The organism is Prosthecobacter sp., assembly GCF_044222345.1.
Taxonomy (GTDB): Bacteria; Verrucomicrobiota; Verrucomicrobiia; order Verrucomicrobiales; family Verrucomicrobiaceae; genus Prosthecobacter.
On sequence record NZ_JBGANL010000106.1, the window covers coordinates 1 to 7,685 of the forward strand.

11 protein-coding genes are annotated in these 7,685 nt (G+C 61.5%); 4 read left to right on the forward strand and 7 right to left on the reverse strand.

Translation table 11 applies throughout. The features are described from left to right. Positions 1-102: 102 nt before the first annotated feature. The 6 genes from ACILSL_RS26230 to ACILSL_RS26255 all read right to left on the reverse strand — a co-directional run bounded on the left by ACILSL_RS26230 (position 103) and on the right by ACILSL_RS26255 (position 3,597). Positions 103-540, reverse strand: coding sequence for a type II secretion system protein (locus ACILSL_RS26230; RefSeq protein ID WP_395735037.1), 438 nt, complete (start codon positions 538-540; stop codon positions 103-105). Positions 541-684: 144 nt separating this feature from the next. Further along, positions 685-1,503, reverse strand: coding sequence for an LpxI family protein (locus ACILSL_RS26235; protein WP_395735038.1), 819 nt, complete (start codon positions 1,501-1,503; stop codon positions 685-687). A 518-nt stretch (positions 1,504-2,021) separates the two neighbouring features. Next, positions 2,022-2,243, reverse strand: a complete 222-nt coding sequence (locus ACILSL_RS26240; RefSeq protein WP_395735039.1) for a pilus assembly protein HicB — start codon at positions 2,241-2,243, stop codon at positions 2,022-2,024. Further along, positions 2,240-2,443 carry a type II toxin-antitoxin system HicA family toxin gene (locus tag ACILSL_RS26245; RefSeq protein ID WP_395735040.1) on the reverse strand — a complete coding sequence of 68 codons (204 nt, stop codon included), beginning with the start codon at positions 2,441-2,443 and terminating at the stop codon, positions 2,240-2,242. The genes ACILSL_RS26240 and ACILSL_RS26245 overlap by 4 nt, the downstream gene beginning before the upstream one ends. A 3-nt stretch (positions 2,444-2,446) precedes the next feature. Continuing rightward, on the reverse strand, positions 2,447-3,247 hold the full coding sequence (locus ACILSL_RS26250) for a TatD family hydrolase (RefSeq protein ID WP_395735041.1): 801 nt from the start codon (positions 3,245-3,247) through the stop codon (positions 2,447-2,449). A 71-nt stretch (positions 3,248-3,318) separates the two neighbouring features. After that, on the reverse strand, positions 3,319-3,597 hold the full coding sequence (locus ACILSL_RS26255) for a hypothetical protein (protein ID WP_395735042.1): 279 nt from the start codon (positions 3,595-3,597) through the stop codon (positions 3,319-3,321). A gap of 82 nt (positions 3,598-3,679) precedes the next feature. On the opposite strand from ACILSL_RS26255, the gene moeB reads away from it, so the two are divergent. Both moeB and ACILSL_RS26265 read left to right on the forward strand, forming a co-directional pair. After that, positions 3,680-4,822, forward strand: coding sequence for a molybdopterin-synthase adenylyltransferase MoeB (moeB, locus tag ACILSL_RS26260; protein ID WP_395735043.1), 1,143 nt, complete (start codon positions 3,680-3,682; stop codon positions 4,820-4,822). Next, positions 4,822-5,013, forward strand: a complete 192-nt coding sequence (locus ACILSL_RS26265) for a hypothetical protein (RefSeq protein ID WP_395735044.1) — start codon at positions 4,822-4,824, stop codon at positions 5,011-5,013. Before moeB ends, ACILSL_RS26265 begins: the two co-directional genes overlap by 1 nt. A 788-nt stretch (positions 5,014-5,801) precedes the next feature. Here the strand turns inward: ACILSL_RS26265 and ACILSL_RS26270 are convergent. Continuing rightward, complete coding sequence (locus ACILSL_RS26270) at positions 5,802-6,620, reverse strand: CHAD domain-containing protein (protein WP_395735045.1); 819 nt, start codon at positions 6,618-6,620, stop codon at positions 5,802-5,804. A 160-nt stretch (positions 6,621-6,780) separates the two neighbouring features. Here ACILSL_RS26270 and ACILSL_RS26275 point away from each other — a divergent pair, with 160 nt between their 5' ends. Beyond that, entirely contained in the window at positions 6,781-6,978 is a 198-nt protein-coding gene (locus ACILSL_RS26275; RefSeq protein WP_395735046.1) for a hypothetical protein, read from the forward strand. 144 nt (positions 6,979-7,122) lie between these two features. After that, positions 7,123-7,452, forward strand: coding sequence for a thioredoxin (gene trxA / locus ACILSL_RS26280; protein ID WP_395735047.1), 330 nt, complete (start codon positions 7,123-7,125; stop codon positions 7,450-7,452). Positions 7,453-7,685: the final 233 nt, after the last annotated feature.

A 7,685-nucleotide genomic window follows, 5' to 3' on the forward strand; every position in this document is an offset into this window, starting at 1 on the left:
CTCCACCCGGCCCTCCACATACTTCGTGCTGCGATACTCGTAGCCTTCGCGCACGCCAAAGGCGTGATATAGCAAACTCTGGCTCATTGCTCCCCTCTGCCATCATCCCGCCTCGTATGCACCAACTTCCCGGATGAACCGGTTTTCTCCGGGCATCAGCGCATTGCGGTAGTCAGGAGCCTTGCCGATGTTGTTGTCCGGATTGTAGCCGGCGGGGCAGCCAAAGGTGCGCTCATCTGCCGGGATCTCTGCCGCGATCAGCTCCTGGATCAAGAAGCGGAAGGCGTCATTGGCGTTCTGCGCCAGGGCGCCTGTCAGCGGGTTCTGCACCGAGTCAGAATATTGGCTGCGGTTGTCTGCGGCGAACATCTTCAGGGAGAGGATGATTTGCTTGCAGTTGTTGACCCCTTTCATCTGGTTTTCCTGAATCTGGGCCATGCGGGTGAAGGCGGGCACAGCCAGGCTCGCGAGAATGGCAGTGATCGTGATCACCACCAGCAGCTCGATCAGAGTAAAAGCGTGGTTGCGTTTCGTTTTCATTGGATGCGTAAGTTGATGAGCCGGGGAGGATGTTGCTTGAACATCGGAATATTCCGATATGTGCCCACTTAGACCTAAACGTGGCTGAAATACGAGCTAAGAATTGTGCTGCTCACCACATGGCGGCAGGCGCATGTGGGAACTTCAAGCCAGGGCCAGCAGCGTCACCTTGAGCTCCTGACAGAGACGGAAAACTTCCTCCCGCCCGAGCAGCAGGGTCATGCCCGCCTCCACGGCGATCAGATCCACTCCGGCAGCCGCCGCCGTGCGGATCGTCTCCGGTCCCACCACGGGCACATCAAAGCGCATGTCCTGCTTCGGCTTCGAAACTTTCACCATCGTCGCACCGCCACGGCCCAGAGAGCCGCCGCGCTTGACGGCTTCATTCGTGCCCTCAAACGCCTCCACCGCCAGCACCGTGCCGTTCTTCACCACCACCGTCTGGCCGATGTCCAGCCGGCTGCTTTCCTTGGCGATCTTGAATCCGTACTCCGCATCCTCCTGCCGCCGCTTTTTGATCTGCGGCCCCGCCACATGGCCCGCCTTCGGCATGAGGTCTTCGAGAAACGTCGTCGCTGGCAGCAGCGTGATGCCGTCCTTCGCCAGCTCATTGGCGATCCCGCCAAACAGCGTCTCCGCATTCCTCTGCTTCAGCTTCGCCATCATGATCAGCGTGCGGAAGTCCGGGCGCAGATCGAAGAGATTCTTCGGCGCGATCTGCCCCACCATCACCGTCTGCGTCACGCCCTGCTTTTTGAAAAAGGAAATCATCTTCCCCAGCTGCCCCACACGAAACCACTCGATGGCATCCACCATTCCCGCCAGCTCCGGCTTCGTCTCATTCGTGAAGGCCGCCGCCACCAGCTTCTTCACCCCGGCCTTCCGCGCCGCAGCCACAAAGGTTTCCGGATAGATGCCGTTTCCGGCAATGAGAGCGATGGTGTCGAGGCTGGGCGTGGTCATTCAGTCAGGACGCTGACTTTGGACGCAGGCGTGCGGATGTTCAACGGTTATGAGCCTTGTTTAGACCAGTGCCATCGCAAACGCGGAGCGTCTTGGAGTGCGTGCGGCAAGCCTGGGCGCGACGCCGCTTTCGCAGGCTGGAGGGTGGGCACACGACGAAGAGCGTTCTTCACCTCCCGAAAGCGGTGTCGTCGATGCAGGCATGCACCGTGCAATCTCTGCCGCCGCACTCCAAGACGCTTCGCGCTCGCAGTGAAAACATCCTCCTGCACGCTTCCTCCAAAACAACGCAAGACAACTCCAGCCATTAACAACAGACCCAGACGTCCTGCCCATTCACACAAACTTTCTTTCTGCCTTGGCGGCTAGGACGGCCCATGAAGGCCTCCATTTGACGCTTCAACTCTTCAGCGGTTATCGGCTTTCGTGACGCCAGTATTCTCTCCATCTGCTCTGGAGTGAGCAGAGGTATCACTGGTGGTTGGCTGACTTCGGTTTCGGACATCGGCATGCATGCGTCATGCGCATTCAAGCATTGGCCGTACTCGCGGCTTGGGCAAGCGGCGTCCCGCTTTGGCTAGATCGCTGATGACTTCGTCCACGACTTCGCAAAGCTCTTCATAAAGTTTCACGGGATTATCACCATGAATTCCAGTGATCAAATCAGGGCAATGACCGACGTAAACACCATCCTTGGCGCTCCAATCGACCCATTTGTGATATTTGTCGGCGGTTTTCATTCGAGTGTTTTGTCGATAGCTTGGCGGATTTGCTTCTCCTGATAATGTTTCACATCAGAACCTTCTTTTCCACTGACAGTGACCGCACCAGGATAGCGCGAATGGTAAAATTTGCGATGTGAACCTTTGCCTCCTCCCGCTGATTGGGAAAACCCGGCACAGAGCAGATCTCGGATGAGTTCGCGGACTTTTCTCGGCATGATTTAAAGCTTAAACTTCTCACACTGCCCCATGAACTTGCGCGGGTTATCCCACGCCACCCGCTGAATCATCTCAGTCGTCCACCCGCGCTGGCGCATCGCCTGCATGGTCTTCGGCACGGCCAGCGGATCGCTGATGCCCCAGTCGCAGGCGCTGTTCATCCAGATTTGTTCGGCGTGGCGCTGCTCCAGCATGTCGATGGCGCGGTTCGGCGTGCACTTGCTCTCCGGATACAGCGTGATGCCCGCCCAGAAGCCGTGATCCAGCACATGGTCAATCGTGTGCTCCTCCACGTGGTCGATGATCACGCGCTCGGGCTTGATCTTGGGGAAGTTTTTCAGCGCCTCCACGATCAGCCGCGTGCCCTTGAGCTTGTCTTCAAGATGCGGCGTGTGGATCAGCACCAGCGCATCGTAGTCCTGCGCCACTTGCACATGCTGCTCAAAAATCTTCAGCTCGTTGCGGCTGTTCTTGTTCAGGCCGATCTCGCCAATGCCCAGCACACCCGGCTTGTCGATGAACTGCGGGATCAGCGCGATCACGTCATCCGCCAGCTTCAGATCCTCCGCTTCCTTCGGATTGATGCACAGCCAGGAGTAATGCTGGATGCCAAACTTCGCCGCACGCTTCGGCTCATAGTCGGTGATCTGGCGGAAGTAATCATAAAATCCCTCCGCGCTGGCGCGGTCATAGCCGGCCCAGAACGCAGGTTCGCAGATCGCCTGGCAGCCGGCGATGGCCATGCGCTCATAGTCATCCGTGGTGCGGCTGACCATGTGGCCGTGGGGCTCGATGTAATTCATGGGGGAAGTGGTTGGCGAAAGTTTCCGGTCGTCGGGCGGCAATCACAAACGACTGCCCGCAACGACCAACCTCATTTCTTATACGCTCCGATCGCGCCCTGCATTGCCGCTTTCTCCACGGGTGCGGTGCTTGGATCGCTGAAACTCAGCAGTACATCCTTCGCGCGCTGGGGCTGGTCCTGGGAGAGCAGGGCGATGGCGTTTTTCAGGGCCTGCACGCGGAAGTCGCCCTCCTGCCCGGCGCGCTGCACGCGGTCCAGAAAGGCGGCGAGGTCGATGAGCTTCGAACGCGAGTCCATGAAGCCCAGATCGACCAGATTGACTTGGGTTGGGGGTGTCCAATCAGGCATGACAAGAATGTAGGCACGCCAGGCCCTCCCGCAACCGCTGGATCGTTGCGCTGTCGATTCTGCATGCCATGGTGGGAGGCTCATGCCCGACCTCACCCCCGACGAACTGAGCCGCTACGCGCGGCATCTGGCCATCCCCGAATTCGGGATCGAAGGCCAGCGCAAGCTGCGCGCGGCGCGCGTGCTCTGCATCGGGGCAGGGGGCCTGGGCTCGCCCATCACCCTCTATCTCGCGGCGGCAGGCATCGGCGGACTCGGCCTGGTGGACCCGGATGCGGTGGAGATCACCAACCTGCAGCGGCAGATCCTCTTTGGGCAGAAGGACCTCGGGCGCAAAAAGCTGGACGCCGCGCGCGACCGCCTGGCGGATGTGAATCCGCACGTGGACATCCAGGTTTACCCGGAGCTTTTCACCGCGGCCAATGCCATGAAGATCGCGGCGGACTACGATGTCATCATTGACGGCACGGACAATTTCCCCACGCGCTACCTCAGCAACGATGTGGCCGTGTGGCTGCGCAAACCGAATGTGTATGGCAGCATCCTGCGCTTTGACGGGCAGGTGGGCGTCTTTGCCCCGCACCTCGGCGCGCCCTGCTACCGCTGCATGTGCCCGCAGCCCCCGCCTCCCGGCATGGTGCCCTCCTGTGCGGAAGGCGGCGTGCTCGGCGTGCTGCCGGGCCTCATTGGCACCATGCAGGCGCTGGAGGCCATCAAGCTCATCACCGGCATCGGCCAGCCGCTCCTCGGCAAGCTGCTGCACGTGGACACCCTCAGCATGCGCTTCCGCACCCTGACCCTGCGCCGCGATCCCGCCTGCCCCGTCTGCGGAGAGAATCCCACCATCACCGAACCCATCGACTACCAGGGCTTCTGCGGCATCACCGCCGCCGCCGCCCCTCCAGATGTTCCCACCATGACCGTTCACGAACTCAAAGAACTCCGCGAAGCCGGAGACGACCATTTCCTGCTGGATGTGCGCGAGCCGCATGAGCAAACCATCTCACGCATCGCAGGCGCGGTCCTCATCCCCCTCGGCGAGCTCGGGACCCGCAGCGCCGAGCTGCCGCGCGACCGGCGCATCCTCGTTCATTGCAAGAGCGGCGGCCGCAGCGCGCGTGCCGTCAGCCTCCTGCGCGATCAGGGCTTTGAAAACGTCTGGAACATCTCCGGCGGCATCATCGCCTGGGCGCGTGAAATTGACCCCACCATGGCTGAATACTGATGCAAAACGAAACCCCATGGCTTGAAGATTTCCTCCCCCTGCTGCGCTGCCCGGACACGCACCAGCCCCTGCGCCGCGCCACCCCCGAGGAGTGCGCCGCGAACAAAGTGGACGCCGCCCTGGCCACCGCCGACGGCACGCGGATCTTTGTGATCGACAACGGGATACCCATCCTGCTGCCGAGAACCTAGATCGACATGGTTGGACGAGATCCTCAGGCAGGCTGCTTTCGCTGACATCTCAGCGCAGCCAAGCAGCCTTGTTCCTGCGGAACAAGGACCGCTCCGCCTCGCCCCGGACGCTTAACAAGGTATGGCGGTTTGCGAAACGGATTTCCGAAATGCCCCTTCCTACCGCGCTGCTCCAGGGCTGGTAGGGATGCGTTGTGCGCGTCCCACTTTTCGGGTCTGTGGCACCCGCAGGCTCCCCAAAAAGGTGCGCCGTCCTTGCCGCGCTGCTCCAGGGCTGGTAGGGATGCGTTGTGCGCGTCCCACTTTTCGGGTCTATGGCACCCGCAGGCACCCAAAAAAGGTGCGCCGTCCTAGCAGCCTGCTGCAGCGTGATGGCAAAAGACGCTGCGGGAGGTTTAGCGCTGGGTGAGATGCGATGCTCAGGGGCCGCGAGAAAGCGCTGGGACGAAGGATTCCAGGGACGCGCACAACGCGTCCCTACCAGCCCTCAGGCATCATGGCCTTCCTTCTTCGCTCTCCTGCGTCGAGCTACGCAGGACACGTCGACGGCGGACAGCCAGCCCTACCAGCACTGGGCATGCGAGCACCCGGCGCGAGGTAGGGCGGCTTGTCCTCAAGCCACCGCCGAGCGTCTCCACGCTCGCTTTCCGGAAATCCGTTTTGCGAATGGCTATAGAACCAGCCCCGCCTCGGAGAGAACCCGGCGGCGCGGCTGTGAGGTGCTGCTGCTTTCCAGTATTTTCTGGTAGGCGTTCTCCGCCCGCTGTCCTGCGCCATGGCACGGCGGATCAGGCGCTCTGCAGCAGCCTGCCGCTGAAGCGTGTGGCTGGCGGGGCGTAGAGCTTGTGGCCCAGCGCGAGGTAGCGCTCCCGCAGGTGGTCGCGGTGCTCGTGGATCACCTGCACCCAGGGGCTGCGCCGCACGGCGAAGGCCGGCTCCGCCGCGAGATTGGCCAGGTCCTGATCCCGGCCCAGAAGGTGGCCGAGGCGCCGCGTGCGCCGGATGCGCCGCTCCGCACCGCGCAGGTGGGAGAGCACCAGGGTTTGAAAGTACAGATCCTTCACGCGGTGCCGCCAGCGGTGCAGGGTGCGCGGGTTCGTGGTCTCGCAGGCCTGCTTCATGAGCTGGCGGCCTTTGCGGTAGCAGCGCGCGTGCTCCTCCAGGATCTGCTCTTCGGACAGCGACTGGATGCACGTGCTGTCGATCAGCCGGCCCACGGCATAAAGCTGGTGATGCAGATCACAGGCGGGCGGCGCTTTGAGCGGCTGGCCGGGCAGCTGCGGGCGGTGCTTGGCCGAGAGATGAAAACGGCGGGTGAGCTTGTCGATAAGCCTGCTCTGCACGACGTACTCGCGATTGCCGGCGCAGGCGTTTTTCACGGCGCGCAGGTGCTGCCGCATGGCCTGCAGCGTGTGTTCTTCGATGCCCGGATTGGCCAGGCGGAGCAGGGCCATCATCTTCTTCACGCGCAGGCGCAGCTGGTGCGTCGCGCTCTCTTCATGGATGGAAATTCTGAGCACATCCTCCTGCGCGCGCTCGCAGAGCTGATGCAGCAAACGCTTCAACTTCCGGCCGGAAAGGCCCTCGGAGTCATGGCGTAGTCTCATGAGCCAGTATTCAGCCGAGAATCCGGCCGGACAGCAAGAAAGAGTTTTTCACATTCGTCCGCCACCCCTGGCAATAACTCCGCCACACCTGCGATGAGGTCTGACGTACTCTACGGAGTCAAGCCAGTGCGATTGTCGTCACATTTCGGGCTGGCTCAGCATGCCCCCAAGTCTCCAGCGCGAGTGGCTTGAATCTGAATGGCACGACGTCCAGCACGAACTCTCGCAAGAGCATCCGAACGTCTCCATCACACTCATCTCCAAGGCCGTAAGTGATGCCCAGGCGACCGTGCCGCCCCAGGACGGGCACGTGAAACTGCTGACGGTGGCACGGAAGATTCTGGCCGGTGAATTGTGAACCCGCCCGGAGCGGCCCGCACGGCACGCCTCAAACGGAAACCGCCCCCGGAGTGCGGAGATGGTGAAAACTTTCGTTGATTCGTGTGCCTCTGATGCCAGCGTGCATCCGTAACCTTTTTCTCAACCCCCCACTCCATCCACCATGGCCAGCGAAGCAGTCCTCACCCTCACCGAAGCAAATTTTGAATCCGAAGTCACCTCCTCCACCGTGCCGGTGCTCGTGGACTTCTGGGCTGAATGGTGCGGCCCATGCCGCATGCTGGGACCGATCCTCGACGATCTGGCCAAGGAGCAGGGCGACAAGGTGAAGATCGGCAAGGTGAACGTGGATGAATCGCCAAATCTGGCCTCCCAGTTCAGCGTGCGCTCCATCCCGATGATGGTCTTCTTCAAGGACGGCAAGGCCGTGGACACCGTCGTGGGCGTGCAGTCCAAAGACGCCCTGACCAAGCGCCTCGCCGCGCTGGCCTGAGTCCTGGATTGACCAACTCCTTCTGAAGCAGCCGCTGGATCTCCTCCAGCGGCTGTTTTTTTATCTCCGCGCCTTCTGTACTGGGAGCGCCGATGTCCACATCGGCTCCGGCGAGTGGTCCATCGCTCTCGACATGCAAAGAAACGCTCGATAAACACGCCGCTCGCCCGTGCGGCGGAGCTCTCCCCAGAGCCGATAAAATATCGGCGCTCCCAGCAAAGAGCTGCGCCCTG

Bases quoted from the DNA above. Each gene is read 5' to 3' on its own strand.
- ACILSL_RS26250 (WP_395735041.1), bottom strand. From the start codon at position 3,247: ATGAATTACATCGAGCCCCACGGCCACATGGTCAGCCGCACCACGGAT.
- moeB (WP_395735043.1), top strand. From the start codon at position 3,680: ATGCCCGACCTCACCCCCGACGAACTGAGCCGCTACGCGCGGCATCTG.
- ACILSL_RS26265 (WP_395735044.1), top strand. From the start codon at position 4,822: ATGCAAAACGAAACCCCATGGCTTGAAGATTTCCTCCCCCTGCTGCGC.
- ACILSL_RS26230 (WP_395735037.1), bottom strand. From the start codon at position 540: ATGAAAACGAAACGCAACCACGCTTTTACTCTGATCGAGCTGCTGGTG.
- ACILSL_RS26275 (WP_395735046.1), top strand. From the start codon at position 6,781: ATGCCCCCAAGTCTCCAGCGCGAGTGGCTTGAATCTGAATGGCACGAC.
- trxA (WP_395735047.1), top strand. From the start codon at position 7,123: ATGGCCAGCGAAGCAGTCCTCACCCTCACCGAAGCAAATTTTGAATCC.
- ACILSL_RS26245 (WP_395735040.1), bottom strand. From the start codon at position 2,443: ATGCCGAGAAAAGTCCGCGAACTCATCCGAGATCTGCTCTGTGCCGGG.
- ACILSL_RS26240 (WP_395735039.1), bottom strand. From the start codon at position 2,243: ATGAAAACCGCCGACAAATATCACAAATGGGTCGATTGGAGCGCCAAG.
- ACILSL_RS26255 (WP_395735042.1), bottom strand. From the start codon at position 3,597: ATGCCTGATTGGACACCCCCAACCCAAGTCAATCTGGTCGATCTGGGC.
- ACILSL_RS26235 (WP_395735038.1), bottom strand. From the start codon at position 1,503: ATGACCACGCCCAGCCTCGACACCATCGCTCTCATTGCCGGAAACGGC.
- ACILSL_RS26270 (WP_395735045.1), bottom strand. From the start codon at position 6,620: ATGAGACTACGCCATGACTCCGAGGGCCTTTCCGGCCGGAAGTTGAAG.